Below are 24038 nucleotides of genomic sequence, written 5' to 3' on the forward strand. Positions count from 1 at the left end.
ATGACTCCCTCGCGAGCGGGGTCGAGCAGCCCAGGCCGACGATCGTGCCCCTCCTGGCGCACGGGCCCGTCGGCGTCAGAAGCCTTCGGCGCGGTTCTGGTGTCAGCACTGATGTCCATGTTTGCGATGAGCGGAGTGCGGGCCCCAGGTGAACCTCGCTGCAGGATCCTCGCCTCATCCCGCATGGTGACACCCGTGTTCCGAATCGCGGACGCCGCGTAGGATCAGCTCATGCCTCAGCTCCGTTCTCGCACCTCAACCCACGGCCGCAACATGGCGGGGGCCCGCGCCCTGTGGCGCGCCACCGGCATGGAGACCTCTGACTTCGGCAAGCCCATCGTTGCGATCGCGAACTCCTACACTCAGTTCGTCCCCGGCCACGTGCACCTGAAGAACATGGGCGACCTCGTGGCCGGCGCCGTCAAGGAGGCCGGGGGCATCGCCCGCGAGTTCAACACCATCGCGGTGGACGACGGCATCGCCATGGGCCACGGCGGGATGCTCTACTCCCTGCCCAGTCGCGACATCATCGCCGACAGCGTCGAGTACATGGTCAACGCCCATTGCGCCGACGCGCTCGTGTGCATCTCAAACTGCGACAAGATCACCCCCGGCATGCTCATGGCCGCGATGCGCCTGAACATCCCGGTCATCTTCGTCTCCGGCGGGCCGATGGAATCCGGCAAGCCCGTCGACGGGGTCGTCGAGCATCGCATGGACCTCATCGACGCGATCATCCACAGCGCCGATGACACCGTCACCGACGCCGAGCTCGCCGATATCGAGGACAGCGCCTGCCCCACCTGCGGCTCCTGCTCCGGCATGTTCACTGCGAACTCCATGAACTGCCTGACCGAGGCGCTCGGCCTCTCCCTGCCCGGAAACGGCACCACCCTCGCCACGCATGCCTTCCGCAAGCAGCTGTTCCTCGACGCCGGCACCAAGATCGTCGAGCTCGCCAAGCGTTGGTACGACGAGGACGATGACTCCGTGCTGCCGCGCAGTATCGCCACGAAGGCCGCGTTCACGAACGCCATGGCACTGGACGTGGCGATGGGCGGCTCCACCAACACCGTGCTGCATATCCTCGCCGCCGCGATCGAGGGGGAGGTGGACTTCGGGCTGGAGGACATCGACCGGCTCTCCCGCTCCGTGCCCTGTCTGTCCAAGGTCGCGCCGAACGGCACCGCGCACGTCGAGGACGTCCATCGCGCCGGGGGGATCCCTGCGATCCTCGGCGAGCTGGATCGCGCCGGGCTGCTGGACCACACGGTCCACGCCGTGCACTCCCCGGACCTCGCGACCTGGCTGAAGGACTGGGACATCCGCGGTGGCTCCCCGACGAAGGAGGCCGAGGCGCTCTTCCATGCCGCTCCCGGCGGGGTGCGCACCACCCAGGCGTTCTCCACCACCAACACCTGGGAGTCCCTGGACACCGACGGGGAAGGCGGCGTGATCCGCGCCGTGCCGCATGCCCACACCAAGGATGGCGGGCTGTGTGTGCTCACGGGCAACCTCGCCAAGGACGGCTGCGTCATCAAGACCGCCGGTATCACCGAGGACCTCTTCCACTTCGAAGGCACTGCCGTGGTGTGCGATTCGCAGGAAGAAGCGGTCCAGAAGATCCTGGACAAGACCGTGAAGGCCGGGGATGTGGTGGTGATCCGCTACGAGGGACCGCAGGGCGGGCCCGGCATGCAGGAGATGCTCTACCCGACGTCATTCCTCAAGGGTCGGGGCCTGGGCAAGGACTGCGCGCTCATCACCGACGGCCGCTTCTCCGGCGGCACCAGCGGCGTGTCCATCGGCCACATCTCCCCGGAAGCTGCCGAAGGCGGGCTCATCGGTCTCATCGAGGACGGCGACCGGATCGTCATCGACGTGGACAAGCGCCTGCTGGAGCTGCAGGTTGACGACGAGGAGATCGCCCGGCGGCGCGAGGCCAAGGGCCCGCTGCCGTGGCGTCCGGAGCAGCGTGAGCGTCACGTCTCCCAGGCGCTCAAGGTCTACGCCCACCTGGTGCGCTCGGCGACCTACGGCGCAACCCGTCGGCCGCTGGACTGACCTGCGCACACACCGCGGCGCCCGCCCCATGGCCCCGGGCCTGACCGTGGCGCCCGTCGGTCGCTGTCCTTACCCCGGTTTCGCGGGTCGATTCGGCCGGTTTGTTCCACCAGCGGGAACAGAACGGCGGAGTCGCTGGTACAGAATCGCGGTGTCGCTGACGAGGGCACCCCATCCGTGTATCACGGGTGATACGGTGTCGGCATGAGCACCGTCACTATCCGGGATCTTCGCAACCGCAGTGCTGATGTCCTGCGGCGGGTCGATGACGGTGAACGCCTCATCGTCACGCGCGACGGCGAGCCCGTGGCATCGCTCGGCCAGGTACCCCGGCGGCCGCTCTCGGTAGAGCAACTCCGTGAGCGTCGGCGCCACCTGCCGCGAGTCGATGCAGCTGCTCTGCAGTCCGACCTCGACGACGTGATCGATCCAGCGCTGTGAACGGCCCCCGAGGAGTGGAAGACCGCGCGTCGGAAGGCATCATTGACACCTCAGTTCTGCTCGATCTGATGGAGTGCGACGCCCAGACGTTGCCACATCGGCCTTACATCACAGCGATCACCCTTGCTGAGCTTTCGGTGGGGTCGCTCGTGGCGAGAACTGACGCCGAACGGGCACATCGGCAGGCCCACCTGCAGCAGGCGGAAGCGGATTTCGAACCGTTGCCCTTCGATGCCGCGGCTGCGCGTGCGTTCGGCCGCGTCGCGTCGTCGCTCCGCAGCGTTGGCCGAAAACCTCAGGCCCGTGCGTACGACGCCGTGATCGCTGCCATTGCACTCTCCCAGGATCTGCCCCTGTATACCGCGAATCCTGCGGACTTCGACGGCATTGAAGGCCTCGACGTGCGCACCGTACGCCGCTGACCCGGCCACAGGGCGGACAGTCCGTTCCCACCGCATCGAATCGGCTCTTGTGTTCCACCAGCGGGAATAGGACGGCGGAGTCGCTGGTACAGAGTCGCGGATCCGAGGGGGTGGGGCTGACAGAGCGTAGCGCGGGCCGACGGAGCGAACGGGCCAGCGGACCGATAGGGCTGTCGGGGGAGCGGCGCAGCCGTCGGGGGAGCGGCGCCCCGAGTCCGGCCCCTGGGCTGACCCCTGACCCTGCAGACACCGAGGCGCCCGCCGGAGGATCCGACGGGCGCCGCGGTGCGTCAGCGGTGCTGATCAGCCGTTCTTCTTGCCCTTCTCCCAGCCCACGGTGGACCAGTCGGTGCTGAGGAACAGCTTGGGCCCGAAGTTCGCCAGGCCCTCCTTGTACGCCATGATCGACGGGCCGTTCCACAGCGGCATCATCGCGCACAGCTCCTGGAACTTCTTCTCGCACTCATTGGCGATCTTCGCGCGCTCCTCGATCTCCGGGGAGACCGAGGCCTGCGGGATCATCTCATCGATCTCATCGGAGCCGGTACCGGTCATGTTCGAGGTGGACTCCGAGTCGAAGAACTGCTTGACCACGCCCGTCGGATCCGATCCCACGGTGTAGCCCATCATCACCAGCTGGAACGCCTGATCGGCCATCACCTGGCCGAAGTCGCCCGAGCCGCGCGCATCGATCTCGGCGTTGAACCCGATGTTCTGCAGCTGTTTCTGCAGGGTCTGGACGATCGCGTTCGTGATCGGATCATCACCGAAGGTCGTGATCGTCATGTCCAGCGTCTCACCGTCCTTGCTGCGCGGGCCATCGCCCTCTGCCACCCAGCCGGCATCCTCCAGGGTCTTCTTCGCCGCCTCGACGTCATGCTCGAACGGGTAGTTGTCCTGGTAGTGGGGGCTGAACGGCATGAGCATCCACGAGCCCGGGGTCTCCTCGGACCAGTCGATGCCGTTGAAACGGATGGACGCGAGCTCCTCGCGGTTCACGCCCTGGTAGATCGCCTTGCGAACCTCGATGTCGCTGAGGTGCCCCTTGGTGGTGTTGAAGTTGATGCCGGAGATCGACATGGTCTGGGAGCGCCGGATGTCGATCCCCTCCATGTCCTTGACCTGCTCGAAGCGGTTCGCGTTCCCCACCGCGGTGCCGTCGATCTCACCGTTCTTGAACGCCGGGATCGTGGCGCTGGACTCCATCTGAACCCACACGATCTTGTCCAGCTTCGGCTTCTCGCCCCACCAGTTCTCATTGGGCACGAGGGTCACGCGCTTCTGCACGGTGTCCAGCTTCTCCAGCGTGAACGGGCCGATCATCCACTCCGGGTGCAGATCATCCACGAACCCGTCGTTGAACAGCTCGGGCGTGTTGATCGCGGGGTGGAAGGTGCCGGAGAACAGGTCCTGCCACGGCTGGTAGGGCTCGCGCATGGTGACCACAGCCTGGAAGTCATCCTCCCCGGCCTCGACCTTCTCGATGCGGTCATAGCCCTCGGTGGAGACGGCGTCGATGGTCTTGTCCTCGCCGTTCATCATCTTCCACTGGTTCTCGAACACCTTCCAGTCGTAGGGGGTGCCGTCGTTGAACTTCGCCTCGGGATTCAGGGTGTACGTGATGACGTGCTTCTCCCCGGAGTCGTCGTACTGCGCATCGGTGCAGAACTCCTCACGCAGCACGGGGGTGCCGTCGGCCTCGTACTTCCACACGCCGGAGACATCCATGGCGGCGTAGATGTTGGAGTTGTCCACGTTGTTGCCGGAGTTGTTCCAGCCGAAGTAGTTCGGGCCCAGGGCGCTGATGGTCAGGGTCAGCGTGCCGCCCTGCTCCAGCTCGGAGACGTCCTTGGGGTTATGGGCCATGAGCTCCTCGAGGTTGCTGTCCGCGGTGGCCGCGGTGCCGCCGCCATCGGAGCCGCCGCCACCGGAGGTGGTGTCGCGCTCCTGGGAGCACGCCGCCAGCGCGGTCGCGGCCAGGGCCGACGCGCCCACCAGGCCGGCACGGCGAGAGAAGCGGAAGGTCACGGGGTGGATCATCAGAGGGTCCTTTCCTCGAGGGGGGAGTGTGCAACTAGGGATTCAGAGGGGAACAGACATGCGGAGGAATGGTCATCGGCGACCTCCACCAGAGGTGGTTCCGCCTCCCGACACCGGGCACGCGCCTCCTCCGGCAGCTGCGCATACAGCGGGCAGCGGGAGGAGAAGGAACAGCCGGAGGGAGTCTGCAGGGGCGAGGGCAGATCGCCGGAGAGGATGATCCTCTGGCGCCGCTCCTCAACCACGGGATCAGGCACCGGGATCGCGGAGATCAGTGCCTTGGTGTACGGGTGCGAGGGCGCATCGAAGATCTTGTCCACCTGCCCGTATTCGACGATCTTGCCCAGGTGCATCACGGCTACGCGGTCGGCGATGTGCCGGACGACGGACAGGTCGTGCGCCACCAGCATGTAGCTGAGCCCGAGGCGGTTGCGCAGGTCATCGAGCATGTTCAACACGCCCGCCTGGATCGAGACGTCCAGGGCGGAGACCGGCTCGTCCAGCACGATCAGCTTGGGGTTGATCGCCAGTGCCCGGGCGATCGCGATGCGCTGACGCTGACCGCCGGAGAACTGCACGGGGAAGCGGTTGGCGTGATCGGGTTGCAGCCCCACCAGGCGCAGCAGCTCGAATACCCGCTCCCGCACCCGCTTGTGGTCCCAGCCCATGATCTCCAGCGGCTCCGAGATCACCTCGAACACGGTGAAGCGAGGATCCAGGGAGCTGAGCGGATCCTGGAACACCATCTGCACGGTCTTGCGGACCTCGCGGGTGAACTTCTCCCCGCTGCCGTCATCGGACCGCTTGTTGGAGGCCCCGTTGATGGTGATGCGACCGGGCTGCTGGCGGTTCATCTCCATGATCTCCAGCAGCGTGGTGGTCTTGCCGGAGCCGGATTCGCCAACGAGCGCCAGGCATTCGCCCTCGCGGATGTCGAAGCTGACACCGTCCACCGCGCGCACCGTACCGATCCGCCGCTTGACCAGCGCTCCCTCGGTGAGCGGGAAGTGCTTCTTCACGTCCTCGACGCTGAGCACGGTGGTCCGCTGCTCACGCTCGGCACGGTCGATCTGCTCATGCTCGGTGGTGTCCGCCGCGAACAGCTCGGTGGTGTCGACCGCTCCGGAGACCAGCTCGTCGCTGCGTACGCACGCGGCCAGGTGCCGGTCGCTCACCTCGCGCAGGTCCGGCTCGCCGTCGGTGCAGGCCTCGGTGGCCAGCGGGCAACGGGGTGCGAAGGTGCAGCCCGTCGGTTCGGTCAGCAGGTTCGGCGGCTGGCCGTCGATCGTGGCCAGCGGTCCATTGGCGTACCGGTCCACGCGCGGCACCGAGCGGATCAGGCCGATCGTGTAGGGCATGCGAGGGGTGGCGAACAGCTCATGGGTCTCGGCGTACTCCACGGGCCGACCGCCGTACATGACCAGCACATTGTCCGCGAACCCGGCGATCACGCCGAGGTCGTGGGTGATCATGATGACGGCGCAGCCGGTGAGCTCATTGGCCTGCCGCAGCACCTCCAGGATCTGCGCCTGGATCGTGACATCCAAGGCAGTGGTGGGCTCATCGCAGATCAGGACGCTGGGCTCATTGGCCATCGCGATCGCGATGAGCACACGCTGACGCATCCCACCAGAGAACTGGTGCGGGTAGGCCTTCAGCCGATCCTCGGGCGAGGGGATGCCCACCTTGGTCAGCAGTTCCACCGCGCGTTCGCGTCGGCGGGCCTTGGACCAGGAGGGGTTGTGGATGCGGATCGCATCGTCCAGCTGTCGGCCGATGGTGTACACCGGCGTCAGGGAGCTCAGCGGGTCCTGGAACACCATCGACAGCTCGCTGCCGCGGTAGGCGCACATCTGCTTGTCCGACAGGGTCACGAGGTTCTGATCCTGGAACCGCACCTCGCCGCGCACCGTCGCGGTAGGCGCCAGCAGCCCCATGATCGCCATCGAGGTCACGGACTTGCCGGACCCGGATTCCCCCACGATTCCGAGCACCTCGCCGGGGCGCAGATCGAAGTTCACGCCCCGCACTGCGTGGACGGTGCCGTTCTCGCTGTTGAAGCTGACGTGGAGGTCCCGCACGGACAGCACCGGGTCCGCATCGTGGTCGTAGCGGTGGCGGCGAGGCGCGGTGAACACCCCGGCAGTGCCGTCCCGCGTGACGTGATCCGCCTGGATCAGCTCCTGATCGGAGTCGGGCTCGAGCACATCCTTGCTGGCGCCGAGGGGGTTGCCGATGGTCGGGAAGGGGGAGTGTTCGGTCATGAGGCGGTACCTGCGGAGAGGGAGGCGGGATCCAGGGCATCGCGCAGGCCGTCGTTGATCAGCGCGAGCGGGATCGTGATGAAGAAGAGGGTGACCACGGGGGCCCAGAACAGCCACCACTGGGTCTCGAGCATGGTGGAGGCCTGCGCGATCATCAGCCCCAGCGAGGTGTCGGGGATCTTCACGCCGATCCCGATGAAGGAGTAGGCGACCTCGGAGAGGATCGCGCCCCAGATGCCCATGGTCACGTTGAGCACCACCAGGGAGGCGATGTTCGGCACGAGGTGGCGGCGGATGATCCGGGCGGGGTGGATGCCCATGTAGCGGGCGGCGCGCACGTAGTCCAGCTGGACCAGCGACATCGACAGGCCGCGGATCAGGCGGGCGGTGCCCATCCAGCCGAAGACGATCAGCAGCACCGCCAGGGTGAACCAGCCGCCGCCGCGCCCGTTCATGAGGATCGCCACCAGGATCAGCACCGGCATCATGATCAGCGTCTCGAGGACGAACAGGATGATCTTGTCCACCCAGCCGCCGAAGTAGGCCATCGTGGTGCCGATCAGCGCGGCCAGGATCGGGGTGATCACCCCGACCAGGAATCCGATCATGAGGGACTTCTGCAGGCCGCGCACCAGCAGCGCGTACACATCGGCCCCGGCGACGTTGGTGCCGAACCAGTGGACGGCGCTGGGAGCCTCACCGCCGGCCGCGAAGGGGTCCAGATCGTCGTAGGACCACTTGTTGGGGAGGTTCCCGAAGATCGCGAACAGCACCACGAGGCTGAGGATGATCAGGCCGATGGTGGCCGGCTTGTTGCGGAAGAACCGCTTGACGATGATGCGGCGCTTGTTGAGGTAGACGGAGGCTCCGTCCGGCGTGTTCTCGGATGCCGCGGGGGAGGCAGGGGTGGTGGTCTGGGTGCTCATGCAAGCCTCACTCGGGGATCGACCAGCACGATCGCGAAGTCCGCGAGGATCGCGCCGATGGCGAAGATGACAGCGCCGTAGGCGGTCATCGCCACAGCGACGTTGACGTCCTGGTTGGCGATGGCCTGGATGGACCACACGCCCAGGCCCGGCCAGTTGAAGATCGTCTCGGCGAAGAAGGAGCCGGTGAAGATCGCGGGGATCGTGAAGGCGATCGACTGGGCGACAGGGATGAAGGAGACCTTCAGCGCGTGGCGACTGATGGCCTGGGCGCGCGTGAGGCCGGTGGCTCGGGCAGTGCGCACGAAGTCCGCATTGATGTTGTCCAGCAGGTACTGGCGCTGAGAGACCTGGTAACCGGCCCAGCCCAGCACCGTCATGGCGAACGTGGGCACGGCATAGTGCGCCGCGAGATCCAGCAGCACCGGCCAAAAGCCCTGCACGCCGTCGCTCGAGATGCCGGTGACGAAGAAGATCCGCTGCCCGGCGGCCTTGTTGATCATGATCGCCCCCAGCTGCACCACGAGGTACGCGACGGGTGCGGGGACCACGAAGGTGAAGTACGAGTAGCCGGTGATCACGCGATCGCCGATGGAGTACTGACGGGTGGCCGTCCAGACACCGAGCGCGACGCCGATGATCAGGGTGAGGACGATCGTGGCAAGGGTCAGCGAGGAGGAGACCAGCACGCGGGCGCCGAACTCGGCGTTGACGTAGCTGGAGTTGGGCGAACGGCCCCAGTCCCAGTGCAGCAGCACATTGCCGAGCCAATCGATGTACCGCTCGAGGGCGGATTTCTCGGGGTCCAGCCCCAGGTAGCGCAGACGCTCGGTGATCTGCTCCTCGGTCAGAGGAGGGGTCTGCTGTTCGAACTGCCGCCCTGGGCGAAGGAAGGTGACCGCCAGAAAATAGGCGGCCGTGGTCGCGGCGAACACCATGGCGATGTAGACCGCGATCCTCTTGGCGAGGTACCTGACCATGCACTGCTCCGTGCTGCTGTGATGTGGATCGCTTTATCGGGAGGGTAGACCCCTCCGGGACCTTCGTCTGACGAAAAGCACTTGACAGATGTCGGATTCGTCAGCCGCACCTCCCGCTCAGCGGAAGTTAACCCAGGTCATAGGAGGTTTTCAGGGCTTGGTTGCCGGAAGGTCACGAAGTTGTCACAAGCCGGGGCGTCGTGAATTGGGCGGTCGATAAGACGTCGATGCAAGGCGAAGAGTGTGTGTGGATATGGTGATCGGGACCGCGCTCGGCGGAACGCACGATGCCTGGCGCGTCCATCCCGACCCCGGAAGGAACCCCGCGTGCCGCCCATCGACCAGATGATCGAATCCGTCGTCGGTCCTGTCGCCGATGTCCTGTCCGCCATCGTCTTCTACGAGCTGCCGATCTTCGGCGGTGTCCCCGTGATCGTCCTGTGGCTGATGGCCGCGGCGCTGTTCCTCACCGTCTGGCTGCGCTTCCAGCCCATCACGGGATTCAAGACCTCGATCGGCGTGATCCGCGGCCGCTTCACCCGCAAGACCGACCCCGGTGAGGTCTCAAGCTTTCAGGCCCTGGCCACCGAGCTGTCCGGCACCGTGGGTCTGGGGAACATCGCGGGCGTGGCCGTGGCGGTCTCTGTCGGCGGCCCCGGCGCAGCGCTGTGGATCGCGATCTTCGGCGTGCTCGGCATGAGCGTGAAGATGGCCGAGGCGACGCTGGGCTCGAAGTACCGCAAGGTCACCGAGGACGGACGTGTCATCGGCGGCCCCATGCACTACCTGCGCGACGGCCTGCGGGACGTCGGCTGGCCCCGTCTGGGCGCGGCGCTCGCCGTGCTGTACGCGATCTTCACGCTGCTGGGCGTGTACGGCGCTGACCTGTTCCAGTCCAACCAGGTCGCCGCGATCGTCGCCGACTCCTCGGGCAGCACGTTCCTGCAGGACAACAACTGGGTGATCGGCCTGGTGATCGCCGTACTGGTGGGCATCGTGATCCTCGGCGGCGTGCGCTCAATCGCCACGTGGACCTCGCGCATCACCCCCGCCATGGCGCTGCTGTACTTCCTGTCGGTCCTGGCCGTGTGCCTGGTGAACATCGCCGATGTCCCCGCGGCGCTCGGCTCCATGGTCAGCGGCATGGTGACCGGCCAGGGAGTCGCCGGGGGCATCATCGGCGTGGCCGTCATCGGCATCCAGCGGTCCCTGTTCTCGAACGCCGCTGGTGTGGGCACCGCCGGCTTCGCCCATGCGGCCTCCAAGACCAAGCACCCCGCGACCGAGGGGTACACCGCCATGTGGGAGCCGCTGATCGACTCGGTGGTCGTCTGCATGCTTACCGCCACCGCGATCGTGGTCACCGGGTCGCACACCGCCGGTGCCACCGACAATGCCGAGGGCGTGGCGATCACCGCTGCCGCCTTCGGCACCGTCGCCAGCTGGTTCCCGTACCTGCTGGCGGTGGCCGTGACTATGTTCGGCTTCTCCACCGTTCTCGCCTACGCCTACTACGGCGAGCAGGCGCTCGTGTACCTGCTGGGGGACAAGGGCTGGGTGCGGAACCTGTTCCGCATCGTGTGGGTGATCGGCCCCATCCTGGGTGCGTCTGCGACGCTGGATGCGGTGATCGCCTTCGCCGATGCGTCCTTCTTCCTCATGGCGATCCCGAACCTGCTGGGCATCTACTTCCTGGCGCGCGTGCTGCGCCTGGAGATCCTGCGCTTCGGCTACCGCACTGACACCGGCGCGATCCCCGTGATCGAGGACCCGGATCTGCGGGTGGGCATGGGCTCGCATGACCCCACCGAGGAGCAGGTCGCAGCCGCACGCGCCGAGGAAGAGGCGGAGCGGGAGCGTCTGGCGGACCTGCACCGTCGGCTCAACGAGGATCCGGACTGGCGCCGGTCTCACTGAGCAGGCGGCGCGGGCCGGGCGGCGCGGGGCTTCTGCGCGGTGGGAGCTCAGGCGCCGACAGCGGCGTCGTAGCGGTCCAGCACGAGCTGCGTGATCAGCGGGTGATCGCCCAGCGGTGCCGCCACCACATCCGCCCCCGCGCTTTCGAGCCGGGACTGGAAATGTCCGGGGGAGAGCAGGTAGCTCGCGAGTGCCACCCGACCCGATGGTGACGCGGCCCGCGCAGACGCCACCGCCTCGACGACCGACGGGTCTGCTGCGGCGATGAAAGCGGTGATCACATCGCGGCCCAGCTCGGCAGCGAGCAGCTGCGCCATCTGCCGGGCCATGTCCTGGCCCGCAGCATCCCGCGTCCCGGCCGCCGCCATCACCACGGCGTCCTCCTCGCGGGCCCCTGCCTCGGTGAGCCGCTCGGCCATGACCTGGGCCAAGCGCGGATCCGGTCCCAGCGGCCCGGTGGAGCACGCCGCCTGACCTGCGACGGCCGCCGCAATGTCGCAGCCCACGTGATAACCCGTGGATAACAGCAGCGGCACCACCACGGCGCGCGGCATCGCATCGTCGCGAGTGCGTGGATCAGCATCCGGACCGGCCCAGCGGGCCACGGCGTCCTCCACCGCAGGTTCCTGCACATCCACATAGGCCTCGCGCACCGGCACATCGGGACGGGCCGCGGCGACGCGCTGCAGCATCGCGCGGACCACGTCGCGGCCCTCGCGGGAGCGGGTGCCGTGTGCGCAGCCGATCAGCACCGGCGGCAGTCCTGCAGCGGTGCGAACCCCGTCGGCCCCGGTGGCGCCATCCGCCCCCGTCGCGCCATCCTCGCTGAGGGCCCGGTCATCTCCGGCGGCGAGGGCCTGCCGTCCAGAACCCTGCAGCTCCCCACCCTCCGCGGTGCCCTCCTCCGCCGCGGCAGGGGAGAGGAACCCGTTGACGGCCGTGCGGCCGACCACGATCACCGCCGGATGTCCGATGCCGGAGGCCTGGACGCGCTGCACGATAGTGCCGAGCGTGCCGCGCACCTCACGCTGCTCAGGCAACGTGGCGTTCTGCACCACCGCCACCGGGGTCGCCGGGTCGATGCCGTTCAGCTGTGTCTGTGCCACCAGGCGCGGCAGCCATGCCACGCCCATCAGGAGCACGGTCGTGGTTCCCGGATCGCGCAGGGCCGCGAGATCCGCGGGCCCCAGATCGCCGTGGGCATTGACCACATGCACCGCCACCGCCGTGCCGCGATGAGTCACCGGGATCCCCGCGGCGGCCGGTCCTGCGATGGCGGACGTCACCCCGGGCACCACCTGGACGGGCACGTCCGCGGCCTGGCAGGCCATGACCTCCTCGCCGCCGCGGCCCAGCACGAACGGGTCCCCGCCCTTGAGGCGCACCACGCGGTGCCCGGCACGGGCCTTCTGCACGAGCAGCTCTCCGATGCCCTCCTGGGAGAGGGAGTGCGCCCCCGGGGCCTTGCCCACGCCGATCACCTCGACGTGCTGCTCGAGCAGCTCCGTGATCCCCGCGGGTCCCAGGCGGTCGACGACCACCACATCGGCCTGCTGCAGCAGCGCAAGGCCGCGCACGGTGAGCAGATCCCAAGCCCCGGGCCCCCCGCCGATGAGGGCGACGGACCCGGGCTCTAGGCGGATATCGGTGAGGGCCTCGGCGTTCAGGCGCGGCATCAGGCGGCGGAGCCCGGCAGGGGGCGCGGAGCCGTGGCCACGTGAATCACGCCGTCACGGACCTCGGTGTCGAACACGCGGATCGGGTGCTTCTGAGCGCCCGCGGCATCGAGCACCTCGCCGGTCTCGAGGTTCCAGGTCTGCTTGTACATGGGGGAGGCGAGAGTGGGGATTTCGTGCGCCTCGTCCTCGACAGTGATCCGGCGGGTGCCCACCAGGCCGCGGGAGAGGATGTTCGTCTCCGAGTACGGGTCGTACTGCTGGACGGCGTGCACGGAGCCGTCGTCCAGCAGGAACACGCCGATCTGCGTCCCATCGGGCAGCAGGGCAGCGGCGCCGCGCTCCACGCTCAGCGCCTGCACGGCGCAGATCTCGATCGTCTCGCCACTCGTGGCGGTGGTGTCGGTGCTCATCGCAGGTCTCCTTCAGTCCGTCGCTCGCGCGCCGCTCAGATGTCCAGCTCGGCCTCGGCCGTGCCGGGATGGGCCATGGCGTGCTCGCGGGCCGCGAGCGGGGTGGGGTAGGTGTCCGTCTCGCCCTCCATCGCCGGGCGGGCCTGGCCACGCTCGATGACGTACCGCAGATTCGGATCCGACTTCTCGGGGGCGTTGACGAAGGAGACGAACTTCGCGCGGCGCTCCGGGTCGTTCACGGCCTCCGCCCACTCATCGACATAGGAGTCCACGTGACGCTGCATGGCCTCCTCGAGCTGCTCTCCGATCCCGAGCGAATCGTCCACGATCACGCGGCGCAGCTCCTCGATGCCGCCCTCGTACTCCTCGACCCAGCGGGCGGTGCGCTGCAGCTTGTCGGCCTCCCGCACGTACAGCATGAGGAAGCGGTCGATGCAGCGCACCAGGCGCTCGTCGTCCAGATCCTCCACCAGCAGTTTGCCGTGCGCGGGGTTCATGCCGCCGTTGCCGCCCACGTACAGGTTCCAGCCCTTCGTGGTGGCGATGACACCGACGTCCTTGGCCTGCGCCTCCGCGCACTCGCGGGCGCAGCCGGAGACGGAGATCTTCAGCTTGTGCGGGGAGCGCAGACCCCGGTAGCGCTTCTCGAGCGCGACGGCGAGGGTGGTGGAGTCCTGCACGCCGAAGCGGCACCAATTGGTGCCCAGGCACGCCTTGACCATGCGCAGCGACTTGCCGTATGCGTGGCCGGACTGGAATCCAGCGGCGACCAGACGCTCCCAGATCTCCGGCAGCTGCTCGAGGCGCGCGCCGAACATGCCGATGCGCTGGGCGCCGTTGAGCTTGACGTACAGCCCGTAGTCCTTGGCCACCTGGGCGATGACCATCAGGCCCTCGGGGGTGACCTCACCGGCGGGCATCGCGGGGATCACCGAGTAGGTGCCGTCCTTCTGGATGTTCGCCATCACGAAGTCGTTGGTGTCCTGGATGGCGCCCAGCTGGCGGCCGACGGGGTTGTGGCGCCGGCCCGTGATCGCGCCCAGGGTGGACAGGATCGAGGCGACCACGGGGCGGCACACCGCGCAGCCGCGCCCGCCGTTGCCGTGGGCGGCGATGACATCGCTGAAGGTGTCCTCGCCGCCGGCCTCGACGAGCTTGAACAGCTCGGCGCGGGAGTGGTCGAAGTGCTCGCACAGGGCGTGGGAGACCTCGATGCCGGACTTCGCCAGCTCCTGGTTCAGCAGCTTCGTCAGAGTGGGCACGCAGGAGCCGCACACGGTGCCGGCCGTGGTGCATTCCTTGACCGCGCCCAGGGTGTGGCAGCCCTGCTCGGTGACGGCCCGGCGCACAGTGCCGGCGTCCACGTTGTTGCACGAGCACACGGTCGCGTCGTCCGGCAGCTCCGCCCCAGCCATCGCGTCACCGCCGCCGTCGGGGGCGATCACGGCCGATGGGTCAGCACCGAGCTTGCGCCCCACGAGTGGGCGCAGCTGGGAGAACAGCTCGATGTCGCCGACGAATACGCCGCCCAGCAGCACCTGGGCGTCATCGCTCATGACGAGCTTGCGGTACATGCGGTGCACGGGGTCCACGAAGGAGACCTCGAGCGCGCCGGGGGAGAGGGCGTTGACGTCACCGAAGGCGGCGGCGTCCACGCCCACGCCCTTGAGCTTGGTGCCGTCGTCCTTGCGCTGGTGGGTGCGCTTGCGGCCCAGCAGCGTCTCGACGACGACGTCGGCCATGTCATTGCCGGGGGCGATCAGGCCTGCGCACACGCCGTCGAAGGAGGCGCATTCGCCGATCGCCCAGATGGCGGGATCGGAGGTCTGGCAGGTCTCGCCGACGACGACACCGCCGCGCTCGCCGATGGCCAGGCCCGCCTCACGGGCGACCTTGTCGCGCGGGCGGATGCCGGTGGAGAACACGACCACATCGGCGTCCAGCTGCGAGTCATCGGACAGGTGCGCGGCGCCCAGCGCACCGTCGGCCGCGGGGGTGAAGGCGGTCGCGCCCACGCCGGTGCGCACATGGATGCCGAGGTCCTCGATGAGCAGGCGCAGCATCTCGCCGCCGCCCTGGTCCAGCTGCACGGCCATGACGCGGTCGGCGAACTCCACGACGGTGGTGTCCACGTCCATGCCCTTGAGCGCTGCGGCGGCCTCGAGCCCGAGCACCCCGCCGCCGACGACCACGCCCTTCAGCGGGCGACCGACGGTCTCACCGCGGGAGGTGACCCAGGCGGCGAGGTCCTCGACGTCCTGCACGGTGCGGTAGTCGAAGATGCCCTCGAGCTCCTTGCCCTCCGCCCGCGGCGACCACGCCCAGGAGCCGGTGGCGAGCACCAGGTGGTCGTACTCGTGCACCGCGCCCGAGGCGGTGGTGACCTTCTGGCCGTCACGGTCGATGCTCTCGGCCGCGTCCCCGGTGACCAGGGTGATCCGCGCATCGTCCCAGACGGTGGGGTCCAGGGCCAGCAGATCAGCGTTGCGTGAGCCGAACCAGTTCGACAGGTGCACGCGGTCGTAGGGGCGCTGCGGCTCCTCGCCGATCACAGTGAGCGTCCAGGTGCCCTCCGGATCCATCGACTGCAGCCGTGCGGCGAAGCGGTGCCCGGTCATGCCGCCGCCGATGACGAGCAGGCGCGCCCCGTCCAGCGGGCGATGCTCGGAGGTGGGGGCGAGGGGGGAGTGGCCAGGGGTGCTCATGGGCGGTCTACCTCTCGACGAGCCGTGTGACGTCGTGTATACGGTACGCAGAGAGCCTGCGAGGTGCCAGGACCTCTGTCCGGACCAGGCCGACCATCATCGTGGCGAGGCCTGCCGTCATCGTGGCGAGCTTCGTGACGAAACGGCATCTCGCCATGCGGACGGCTGGATCGTGGGGGATCGGCTGACCTAGAGTGACCGCATGCACACGATGATTCTTGTACTCCCCGAGCGCGGCTGACGCCCGTTCGTCGAGACGAGACGTCGCCGCGCCCCTCCCCGAGTCCCTGGTGGAGGGGCTTTTCCATGTCCCGGACGGGGTGCGGCGCAAGGCGCGACAATCCCGGGCCCACCGCCCACCGACCGAGACGACCCAGGAGCATCGATGACCTCAGAGCAGATGACCGGCGCCAAGGCGTTGGTCGAATCCCTCGAGCACGCCGGGGCCGAGGTCGTCTTCGGCCTCCCCGGCGGTGCGATCCTGCCCACCTATGACCCGCTGCTGGACGCGAAGAAGCTGCGCCACGTGCTGGTGCGCCATGAGCAGGGCGCCGGCCACGCCGCAAGCGGCTACGCGCACGCCACCGGCAAGGTGGGCGTGTGCCTGGCCACCTCCGGCCCGGGCGCCACGAACCTCATCACCCCCATCGCGGATGCGCAGATGGACTCCATCCCGCTGGTGGCGATCACCGGACAGGTGGGCTCCTCCTTCATCGGCACCGACGCCTTCCAGGAAGCGGACATCGTGGGCATGACCATGCCCGTGACCAAGCACAACTTCCTGGTCAAGGACGCCGACGAGATCCCGCGAGTGATCAAGCAGGCCTTCCATATCGCCTCGACCGGTCGGCCCGGCGCGGTGCTCGTGGACGTCACCAAGGACGCCCAGCAGGCCATGACGAACTTCTCCTGGCCGGAGGGCATGGATCTGCCCGGCTACCGGCCAGATCCCCGCCCCCATGGCAAGCAGATCCGCGAAGCGGCCTCCCTGCTGCTGCAGGCCAAGCGGCCCGTGTTCCTTCTGGGCGGCGGCGTGATCCGCGGCAATGCCACCGAGGTGGTGCGCGAGCTCGTGGACCTCTCCGGCGCCCCGTTCGTCACCACGCTCATGGCCCGTGGCGCCCTGCCGGACTCTCACCCGCAGCACCTGGGGATGCCGGGGATGCACGGCACCGTCTCGGCGGTCTCCGCCCTGCAGCGCGCGGATCTCATCATCGCCATCGGCGCCCGTTTCGATGACCGCGTGACCGGGCGCTTGGACTCCTTCGCCCCGCATGCGACCGTCGTCCACGCCGATATCGACGCCGCCGAGATCTCCAAGAACGTCGCCGCGGACGTCCCGATCGTCGGTCAGGCGGCCGATGTGGCCCGCGCTCTGGCCGCGGAACTGCGCGCCCGCCTGGAGGACTCTGACCCGCGGGACTATGAGGCCTGGTGGGGGACGCTGTCGATGCTGCGCGACACCTACCCGCTGGGCTGGACCGAGACTGCTGATGGCTTCACCGCCCCGCAGAAGGTCATCTCCCGGCTCTCGGAGATCTCCGGGCCGGAGTCGGTGTACGTGGCCGGGGTGGGGCAGCACCAGATGTGGTCCAGCCAGTTCGTGCGCTATGAGCACCCGCGCACCTGGATCAACTCCGGGGGTCTGGGCACCATGGGCTACTCGGTCCCCGCGGCGATGGGCGCCAAGGTGGGGCAGCCCGAGAGGACCGTGTGGGCGATCGACGGCGACGGCTGCTTCCAGATGACCAACCAGGAGCTCGCGACCTGCGTCATCAATGACATCCCGATCAAGGTGGCGCTGATCAACAACTCTTCGCTGGGCATGGTGCGCCAGTGGCAGAACCTGTTCTACGACCAGCGCTACTCGCACACCGAGCTGAACACCGGCCACAACTCGCGGCGCGTGCCCGATTTCGTGAAGCTCGCCGAGGCCTACGGCTGCGCGGGGTTGCGCTGCGAGCAGGAAGAGGACATCGACGCCACCATCGAGCGGGCGATGGAGATCAACGACCGGCCCGTGGTCGTGGACTTCCAGGTCAGCGCCGACGCCATGGTGTGGCCCATGGTGCCGGCCGGGGTCTCCAATGACGAGATCCAGATCGCGCAGGGCATGAGCCCCGAGTGGGAGAGGGAGATCTGAGATGAGCATCCATGGCAACGCCCCGAGCACTTCGACGAGCACGCGTGCCTCCTCCACGACGGACACCGTCATGCGGCCCGGCAGTCAGACGCTGTCGGTGCTGGTGGAGAACAAGCCTGGCGCCCTCACGCGCGTCACCGGCCTGTTCTCCCGGCGCGGCTACAACATCTCCTCGCTGGCCGTCGGTCCCACCGAGCATCCGGAGATCTCCCGCATCACCGTGGTGGTCGATGTGGATCAGCACCGGCTCGAGCAGATCACCAAGCAGCTGAACAAGCTTGTGAACGTGCTGAAGATCGTGCAGTTCGATCCGCGCACCACGGTGCAGCGCGAGCTGATCCTCATCAAGGTCACGGCCGACAACTCGACCCGTACCTCGGTGCTGGAGATCGTGCAGATGTTCCGCGCCAAGGTGGTCGATGCCGCCGCGGACGCGGTGACCATCGAGGCCACCGGCACCCAGGACAAGCTCACCGCCCTGCTGGGCATGCTCGAGGAGTTCGGCATCCGGGAAATCGTGAAGTCCGGTGAGGTGGCCATCGGCCGCGGTGCCCGGGCCATGACCGACCGTGCCCTGCTGCACTGACCCGCGCGATCACATCGCGAGATCCCCTCTCAGACCGTAAGACGATGGGCGGTAGGATCGATCCGTCGCCCCCACACCATCGAAGGAGCACTCCGTGGCAGAGATCTTTTACGACGACGACGCCGACCTCTCGATCATCCAGTCCAAAAAGGTTGCGATCATCGGCTTCGGCTCGCAGGGCCACGCCCACGCGCTGAACCTGCGCGACAGCGGCGTCGAGGTCCGGGTGGGCCTGCGTGAGGGCTCGAAGTCCACGCAGAAGGCCCAGGATGAGGGCCTGACCGTCGGCACCGTCGCCGAGGTCTCCCAGTGGGCGGATCTCATCATGATCCTCACCCCCGACCAGGACCAGCGGAAGGTCTTCGCCGAGTCGATCAAGCCGCACCTGAGTGAGGGCAAGGCGCTCGCCTTCGCCCACGGCTTCAACATCCGCTTCGGCTACATCGAAGCCCCCGACGGCGTGGACGTGCTGCTCATCGCCCCCAAGGCTCCCGGCCACACCGTGCGCCGCGAGTTCGTGGCCGGCCGCGGCATCCCGGACATCGTCGCCGTGGAGCAGGACGCCTCCGGCAGTGCCTGGGACCTGGCCCTGTCCTACGCCAAGGGCATCGGCGGCACCCGCGCCGCGGTCATCAAGACGACCTTCACCGAGGAGACCGAGACCGACCTCTTCGGCGAGCAGGCGGTGCTGTGCGGCGGCATGAGCCACCTGGTGCAGGCCGGCTTCGAGACCCTCACCGCCGCCGGCTACCAGCCGGAGATCGCCTACTTCGAGGTCCTCCACGAGATGAAGCTCATCGTGGACCTCATGGTCGAGGGCGGCATCTCCAAGCAGCGCTGGTCCATCTCCGACACCGCGGAGTTCGGCGACTACGTCTCTGGTCCCCGCGTGATCGACGACCACGTGAAGCAGTCCATGCAGGGCATCCTCGCCGACATCCAGGACGGCACCTTCGCAAAGCGCTTCATCGAGGACCAGGACGCCGGGCGCACCGAGTTCACGCAGCTGCGCGAGCAGGAGGCCGGGCACGAGATCGAGAAGGTCGGCAAGGGCCTGCGCGCCATGTTCTCCTGGAGCGCCGAGCAGCTGGACTCCGATTACACCGAGGGCAGCGCCGCACGCTGAGCGCAGCGCTCTCGCGCACGCCGCAGGGTGCGCGCCCCAGACCGGATGGACGGCGGGTCCCCACCAGGGCCCGCCGTCCTCTATCGTGCTCGGGTGGTTCCAGCGTGGAGCCGACAGCACACGGGGATGGGGGAGACGCCGCATGATGCGCAGCGCACGAGACACCGCACGCACGATGACCACGCGCCGCACCGCCCTGGCGGGTCTGGGGACGCTCGGCGTGGTGAGCGCCGCAAGCGCCTGCTCGCTGCTACCGGGCCTCGGCGGGGAGAAGGACCCCGTGCCGTCCGGTGGGGGGAAGGACCAGCCCGAGCCCAGCGACGGCGGCGAGGAAACGACGCCGGCGGATCCGTTCGTGGACTGGGCGGCGATCGCGGACCTCGAGAGCGTCGAGGTGGACCTCGTTGCCGCGGATGAGCGATACGGCACGACGACGGGGACCCTTGAGCGCAAGGACCGCTTCGGCAGCTGGACGAGCCTCGGCTTCCCCGAGGACAGCCCGATGCGCACCGACACGCCGCGGGCGGTGGATCCCGCGGCGCTCGAGGTCGATGATGAGAAGACCCTGAACGGCTTTTCCTCGAACGCCCTGCGGACCAATGCCGTGGTCCTGCTGGATACCCCTCTGCTGTTCGAGGCGGACAACGGGCGGTACGAGGAGGTCGCCCCCGCGGTGCTCGAGCCCCTGGGCCTCGCCGACGTGGTGGACCCGGCCAACTTCCACCAGCTCTTCGAGAATTCGCCGGTCTCCGCCTCCCCGGATCCCGAGCAGGGGCTCCCCGAGCTGTTCGGCATCGAGCCGGCACCGTACGACCCGGAGGCGGTGCGCATGCATGTGCTCTCCCACGGCATGGTGGTCGACCGTAACTCCCCCCAGTTCGAGGGGAACCGCTATATCTCCACGGTGCTCGGAGCCACCCCGGTCACCCTGGATGGGGAGGAGCGGATCCTCTACCGCACGAGCACGTTCATGGCCGGGATCGATGATCCCGGCAGCATGCTTTACCTCGGCATCGGCATCGGGTACACCGTGGGGCCGGTCCTCGAGGATCCGCTGGTGCTCCCGGTGCTGGCGGCGAGCGAGGTGCCCTCCGACTGGGTCGAGCACACCAAGGATCAGCTGACCATGCGTTTGCCTGCAGACCTGGGGGATCCGGAGGATGTCGAGGTCACCCTGCACTTCGGCGGGAAGGGCGCCTCGAACTTCGTCATGCATCACCGGATCGGAGCGACCTCGCCCTATCCACTCTCAGACGGTACGCATGCTGTGCGCGGTGAGGTCGACGGTGCGGAGCTGGCGGTCGTCGCCGCGCAAACTATGCACGATGGCTCTACCGGCCTGTGGTTCACGATCCATGGCCCCGAGGACACCTACTGGCTGCGCATCACCGATCTCACCGAGGACGAGGCGGCGACCCTCGCTCCGCAGATTCTCGGCGGCTTGCGTCTTACATCGTGATCCAAGTGCCCGCATGGCGGACGCGGCGATAGTCTGAGCGCGGCCATGGCGGCAGGCGGACCGCCTGCTGCCACCCCTGATCTGAAAGGCGCCCCTATGACTCCCGTCGTGCTGCTCGCCGAGGAGCTCTCGCCCGCCACCCTCGAAGCCCTCGGCGAGGGAGTCGAGATCCGCCACGTGGACGGCACCGACCGGCCCGCCCTGCTGGCGGCCGCCGCCCAGGCCGACGCTCTCCTCATTCGCTCCGCCACCCAGGTGGATGCTGAGCTGCTCGCCGCGGCCCCGTCCCTCAAGGTCGTCGCCCGCGCCGGCGTGGGCCTCGACAATGTGGACGTCCCCGCCGCGACCGCTGCCGGGGTCATGGTCATCAACGCCCCCACCTCCAACATCACCTCCGCTGCTGAGCTCGCGATCGCCCTGATCCTCGCCTCCCTGCGGAACCTGGGCCGCGCCGATGCCTCCGTCAAGGCCGGCAAGTGGGAGCGCAAGCAGCTCACCGGCGTGGAACTGCTGGGCAAGACCGTCGGCATCGTGGGCTTCGGCCGCATTGGCCAGCTGGTCGCCGAGCGTCTCGCTCCCTTCGGCGTGCAGCTGCTCGCCCACGACCCCTACGTCAACCACACTCGCGCCGCCGAGCTCGGCGCCCGCGTGGTGGAGCTCGACGAGCTCATGCGCAGCGCCGACGTCATCACCGTCCATATGCCGAAGACCCCTGAGACCACCGGGATGATCGGCGCTGAGCAGCTGGCGCTCGCCAAGCCCGGCCTGCACCTGGTCAATGCCGCCCGCGGCGGGCTCATCGATGAACAGGCCCTCTACGACGCGCTGTCGACCGGCCGGATCGCCGGGGCGGCCCTGGATGTGTATTCGAGCGAGCCCCCCAGCCAGAGCCCCACTGCCGCACAGCTGCTGGAGCTGCCGAACCTCACCCTCACCCCGCATCTGGGTGCCTCCACCGCCGAGGCACAGGAGAAAGCCGGTGTGGCCGTGGCCCGCTCGGTGCGGCTGGCGCTCGCCGGAGAGCTCGTGCCCGATGCCGTGAACGTCGCCGGTGGGGCGATCGATGACCTGGTGCGCCCCGGCGTGGCGCTCGCCGACCGGCTCGGCCAGCTGTTCACCGCCCTCGCCGGTGAGGCCCCCGAGCTGCTGGACATCGAGGTGCGCGGCGAGATCGCAAGCCGGGACGTGACCGCCCTGAAGCTCTCCGCCCTGCGCGGCATGTTCCGCTCCGTGGTCACCGAACAGGTCAGCTACGTCAACGCCCCGGTCCTCGCCGAAGAGCGCGGCATCACCGTGCAGCTCGTGACCGACGAGACCGCCGAACGTTTCCGGAATGTGGTGGGGTTGCGCGGCACCCTGCGCAACGGAGAGGTCATCCACGTGGCCGGCACCCTCTCCGGGGTCGATCAGGCCCAGAAGATCGTGCAGATCGGCGAGCACGCCATGGACGTGCCGCTCAGCGACCATCTGCTGCTGATCCGCTACGACGACGGCCCCGGCCTGATCGGCCGCTACGGCGCGCTGCTGGGCGAGGCCGATGTCAACATCGCTGGCATGCAGGTCTCCCGCGCCGGCGACCACGTCGGCTCCGAGGCGCTCGTGGTGCTGAACCTCGACTCGAGCGTCGAGCGCGAGGTCGCCGAGCAGATCGGTGCGGAGATCGGCGCCCACTCCATCCACGCTGTCGATCTCGTCTACTGACCACACCTGCTGCGAGACCACCCCTGCTGCGAAGGACACCCATGACTGCCTCCACCTCACAGAACCCCACCTCGACCCTGCGCCTGGCCGTCATCGCCGGTGACGGCATCGGCCAGGAGGTCGTCCCACAGGGACTGCGTGCCCTGCGCGCGGCCCTCGAGCCCGTCGGCGTGCAGGTCGAGACCACCGAGGTGGACCTCGGCGCCGGCCGCTGGCACCGCACCGGGGAGACCCTCACGGATCAGGACATGGCCCAGCTGGCTGAGCACGATGCGATCCTGCTGGGAGCCGTGGGCGATCCCGGGGTGCCCTCCGGGGTGCTCGAGCGCGGCCTGCTGCTCAAGCTGCGCTTCGGCTTCGAGCACTACGTGAACCTGCGGCCCACTGTGTTGAGCGCCGGGGTGCCCTCCCCGCTCGCCGAGCCCGGTGAGGTGGATTTCCTCGTGGTGCGGGAAGGGACCGAGGGGCCGTACGTCGGCAACGGCGGCACCCTGCGCGAGGGCACCGACCTCGAGGTCGCCACCGAGGTCTCTCTGAACACCGCCGTGGGCGTGGAGCGCGTGGTGCGCTACGCCTTCGAGCAGGCCCAGCGCCGTCGCGGTCACCTCACCCTCGTGCACAAGCACAATGTGCTGGTCCACGCCGGTCGCCTGTGGCAGCGGATCGTCGACCGCGTCGCCGAGGAGCACCCGGAGGTCACCGTGGACTACGCCCACGTGGATGCGGCGACGATCTACATGGTCACCGACCCCTCCCGTTTCGACGTCATCGTCACCGACAACCTCTTCGGCGATATCCTCACCGACCTCGCCGCGGCGATCGGCGGTGGCATCGGCCTGGCTGCGAGCGGGGGCATCAACCCCACCGGTGACTTCCCCTCGATGTTCGAGCCCGTCCACGGCTCGGCCCCGGACATCGCCGGACAGGACCTCGCCGACCCGACCGCGACCGTGCTGTCCGTGGCGCTCATGCTCGACCACCTGGGGCACGTCGAACCGGCTGCCGCCGTCCGGGCCGCCGTCGCGAACGACCTCGCCGCCCGCGGCACCGACCCCGAGCTCGCCTCCCGCGGAACCCGCGCGATCGGCGATGCCCTGGTCCAGGCCATCACCGCGCGCTGAGCGACGGATCCGCGCCGGATCTGCGAGACAATGACCCCACCCCCACGCAGCGAG

Annotated in this window: 17 protein-coding genes; 10 read left to right on the plus strand and 7 right to left on the minus strand. The window is 68.4% G+C overall.

Annotated elements, in window-relative coordinates:
* The first annotated feature begins 231 nt into the window (after positions 1–231).
* The 3 genes from ilvD (at position 232) to MU407_RS04005 (ending at position 2927) form a co-directional block, all read left to right on the plus strand.
* Positions 232–2064: a dihydroxy-acid dehydratase gene (ilvD, locus tag MU407_RS03995; protein WP_246955530.1), complete on the plus strand. Its 1833-nt coding sequence runs from the start codon at positions 232–234 to the stop codon at positions 2062–2064.
* 204 nt (positions 2065–2268) lie between these two features.
* On the plus strand, positions 2269–2505 hold the full coding sequence (locus tag MU407_RS04000) for a type II toxin-antitoxin system prevent-host-death family antitoxin (protein ID WP_246955532.1): 237 nt from the start codon (positions 2269–2271) through the stop codon (positions 2503–2505).
* Positions 2502–2927 (plus strand): type II toxin-antitoxin system VapC family toxin, encoded by a 426-nt coding sequence (locus MU407_RS04005; protein ID WP_246955534.1) that lies wholly within the window; start codon positions 2502–2504, stop codon positions 2925–2927. The genes MU407_RS04000 and MU407_RS04005 overlap by 4 nt, the downstream gene beginning before the upstream one ends.
* Positions 2928–3230: 303 nt before the next feature.
* Here MU407_RS04005 and MU407_RS04010 read toward each other — a convergent pair whose 3' ends face one another.
* The 4 genes from MU407_RS04010 to MU407_RS04025 are packed head-to-tail and all read right to left on the minus strand — an operon-like array spanning position 3231 to position 9137.
* Positions 3231–4967, minus strand: a complete 1737-nt coding sequence (locus MU407_RS04010) for an ABC transporter family substrate-binding protein (RefSeq protein ID WP_246955536.1) — start codon at positions 4965–4967, stop codon at positions 3231–3233.
* Positions 4967–7231, minus strand: coding sequence for an ABC transporter ATP-binding protein (locus MU407_RS04015; RefSeq protein WP_246955538.1), 2265 nt, complete (start codon positions 7229–7231; stop codon positions 4967–4969). Before MU407_RS04015 ends, MU407_RS04010 begins: the two co-directional genes overlap by 1 nt.
* Positions 7228–8157, minus strand: a complete 930-nt coding sequence (locus MU407_RS04020; protein ID WP_246955540.1) for an ABC transporter permease — start codon at positions 8155–8157, stop codon at positions 7228–7230. The genes MU407_RS04015 and MU407_RS04020 overlap by 4 nt, the downstream gene beginning before the upstream one ends.
* Positions 8154–9137: an ABC transporter permease gene (locus MU407_RS04025; RefSeq protein WP_102235210.1), complete on the minus strand. Its 984-nt coding sequence runs from the start codon at positions 9135–9137 to the stop codon at positions 8154–8156. The genes MU407_RS04020 and MU407_RS04025 overlap by 4 nt, the downstream gene beginning before the upstream one ends.
* A gap of 345 nt (positions 9138–9482) precedes the next feature.
* Here MU407_RS04025 and MU407_RS04030 point away from each other — a divergent pair, with 345 nt between their 5' ends.
* Positions 9483–11054 carry an alanine/glycine:cation symporter family protein gene (locus MU407_RS04030; protein WP_246955565.1) on the plus strand — a complete coding sequence of 524 codons (1572 nt, stop codon included), beginning with the start codon at positions 9483–9485 and terminating at the stop codon, positions 11052–11054.
* 47 nt (positions 11055–11101) lie between these two features.
* On the opposite strand, the gene cobA is transcribed toward MU407_RS04030, so the two are convergent.
* From cobA to nirB, 3 genes are read right to left on the minus strand one after another with little or no spacing between them, the layout of a single operon-like run.
* A complete protein-coding gene (gene cobA / locus MU407_RS04035; RefSeq protein ID WP_246955542.1) occupies positions 11102–12730 on the minus strand; it encodes a uroporphyrinogen-III C-methyltransferase in 1629 nt (542 codons plus the stop codon).
* The gene (locus MU407_RS04040) at positions 12730–13143 is read right to left on the minus strand and encodes a nitrite reductase (NAD(P)H) small subunit (protein WP_246955544.1); all 414 of its coding nucleotides are present in this window, start codon (positions 13141–13143) and stop codon (positions 12730–12732) included. The genes cobA and MU407_RS04040 overlap by 1 nt, the downstream gene beginning before the upstream one ends.
* Before the next feature lie 35 nt (positions 13144–13178).
* Entirely contained in the window at positions 13179–15848 is a 2670-nt protein-coding gene (gene nirB, locus MU407_RS04045) for a nitrite reductase large subunit NirB (protein ID WP_246955547.1), read from the minus strand.
* Between the two features lie 385 nt (positions 15849–16233).
* Here nirB and MU407_RS04050 point away from each other — a divergent pair, with 385 nt between their 5' ends.
* The 6 genes from MU407_RS04050 (at position 16234) to MU407_RS04075 (ending at position 23984) form a co-directional block, all read left to right on the plus strand.
* Positions 16234–17991: an acetolactate synthase large subunit gene (locus MU407_RS04050; protein WP_102235214.1), complete on the plus strand. Its 1758-nt coding sequence runs from the start codon at positions 16234–16236 to the stop codon at positions 17989–17991.
* Positions 17992–18061: 70 nt separating this feature from the next.
* Positions 18062–18577, plus strand: a complete 516-nt coding sequence (gene ilvN / locus MU407_RS04055; protein ID WP_102235280.1) for an acetolactate synthase small subunit — start codon at positions 18062–18064, stop codon at positions 18575–18577.
* Between the two features lie 94 nt (positions 18578–18671).
* The gene (gene ilvC / locus MU407_RS04060; protein ID WP_102235215.1) at positions 18672–19703 is read left to right on the plus strand and encodes a ketol-acid reductoisomerase; all 1032 of its coding nucleotides are present in this window, start codon (positions 18672–18674) and stop codon (positions 19701–19703) included.
* A gap of 142 nt (positions 19704–19845) precedes the next feature.
* Positions 19846–21162 carry a hypothetical protein gene (locus tag MU407_RS04065; RefSeq protein WP_246955549.1) on the plus strand — a complete coding sequence of 439 codons (1317 nt, stop codon included), beginning with the start codon at positions 19846–19848 and terminating at the stop codon, positions 21160–21162.
* A gap of 96 nt (positions 21163–21258) precedes the next feature.
* A complete protein-coding gene (gene serA, locus MU407_RS04070; RefSeq protein WP_102235217.1) occupies positions 21259–22863 on the plus strand; it encodes a phosphoglycerate dehydrogenase in 1605 nt (534 codons plus the stop codon).
* 41 nt (positions 22864–22904) lie between these two features.
* Positions 22905–23984: a 3-isopropylmalate dehydrogenase gene (locus tag MU407_RS04075; protein ID WP_246955551.1), complete on the plus strand. Its 1080-nt coding sequence runs from the start codon at positions 22905–22907 to the stop codon at positions 23982–23984.
* Positions 23985–24038 lie beyond the last annotated feature (54 nt).

Origin of the sequence: Brachybacterium sp. Marseille-Q7125, from assembly GCF_023062615.1 — a bacterium.
Classification (GTDB): Bacteria; Actinomycetota; Actinomycetes; order Actinomycetales; family Dermabacteraceae; genus Brachybacterium.

What these genes read in the sequence shown, in the direction of transcription:
- ilvD (WP_246955530.1), top strand. Translation starts at nt 232, where the DNA reads ATGCCTCAGCTCCGTTCTCGCACCTCAACCCACGGCCGCAACATGGCG.
- MU407_RS04000 (WP_246955532.1), top strand. Translation starts at nt 2,269, where the DNA reads ATGAGCACCGTCACTATCCGGGATCTTCGCAACCGCAGTGCTGATGTC.
- MU407_RS04010 (WP_246955536.1), bottom strand. Translation starts at nt 4,967, where the DNA reads ATGATCCACCCCGTGACCTTCCGCTTCTCTCGCCGTGCCGGCCTGGTG.
- MU407_RS04015 (WP_246955538.1), bottom strand. Translation starts at nt 7,231, where the DNA reads ATGACCGAACACTCCCCCTTCCCGACCATCGGCAACCCCCTCGGCGCC.
- MU407_RS04020 (WP_246955540.1), bottom strand. Translation starts at nt 8,157, where the DNA reads ATGAGCACCCAGACCACCACCCCTGCCTCCCCCGCGGCATCCGAGAAC.
- MU407_RS04025 (WP_102235210.1), bottom strand. Translation starts at nt 9,137, where the DNA reads ATGGTCAGGTACCTCGCCAAGAGGATCGCGGTCTACATCGCCATGGTG.
- MU407_RS04030 (WP_246955565.1), top strand. Translation starts at nt 9,483, where the DNA reads ATGATCGAATCCGTCGTCGGTCCTGTCGCCGATGTCCTGTCCGCCATC.
- cobA (WP_246955542.1), bottom strand. Translation starts at nt 12,730, where the DNA reads ATGCCGCGCCTGAACGCCGAGGCCCTCACCGATATCCGCCTAGAGCCC.
- MU407_RS04040 (WP_246955544.1), bottom strand. Translation starts at nt 13,143, where the DNA reads ATGAGCACCGACACCACCGCCACGAGTGGCGAGACGATCGAGATCTGC.
- nirB (WP_246955547.1), bottom strand. Translation starts at nt 15,848, where the DNA reads ATGAGCACCCCTGGCCACTCCCCCCTCGCCCCCACCTCCGAGCATCGC.
- MU407_RS04050 (WP_102235214.1), top strand. Translation starts at nt 16,234, where the DNA reads ATGACCTCAGAGCAGATGACCGGCGCCAAGGCGTTGGTCGAATCCCTC.
- ilvN (WP_102235280.1), top strand. Translation starts at nt 18,062, where the DNA reads ATGCGGCCCGGCAGTCAGACGCTGTCGGTGCTGGTGGAGAACAAGCCT.
- MU407_RS04065 (WP_246955549.1), top strand. Translation starts at nt 19,846, where the DNA reads ATGATGCGCAGCGCACGAGACACCGCACGCACGATGACCACGCGCCGC.
- serA (WP_102235217.1), top strand. Translation starts at nt 21,259, where the DNA reads ATGACTCCCGTCGTGCTGCTCGCCGAGGAGCTCTCGCCCGCCACCCTC.
- MU407_RS04075 (WP_246955551.1), top strand. Translation starts at nt 22,905, where the DNA reads ATGACTGCCTCCACCTCACAGAACCCCACCTCGACCCTGCGCCTGGCC.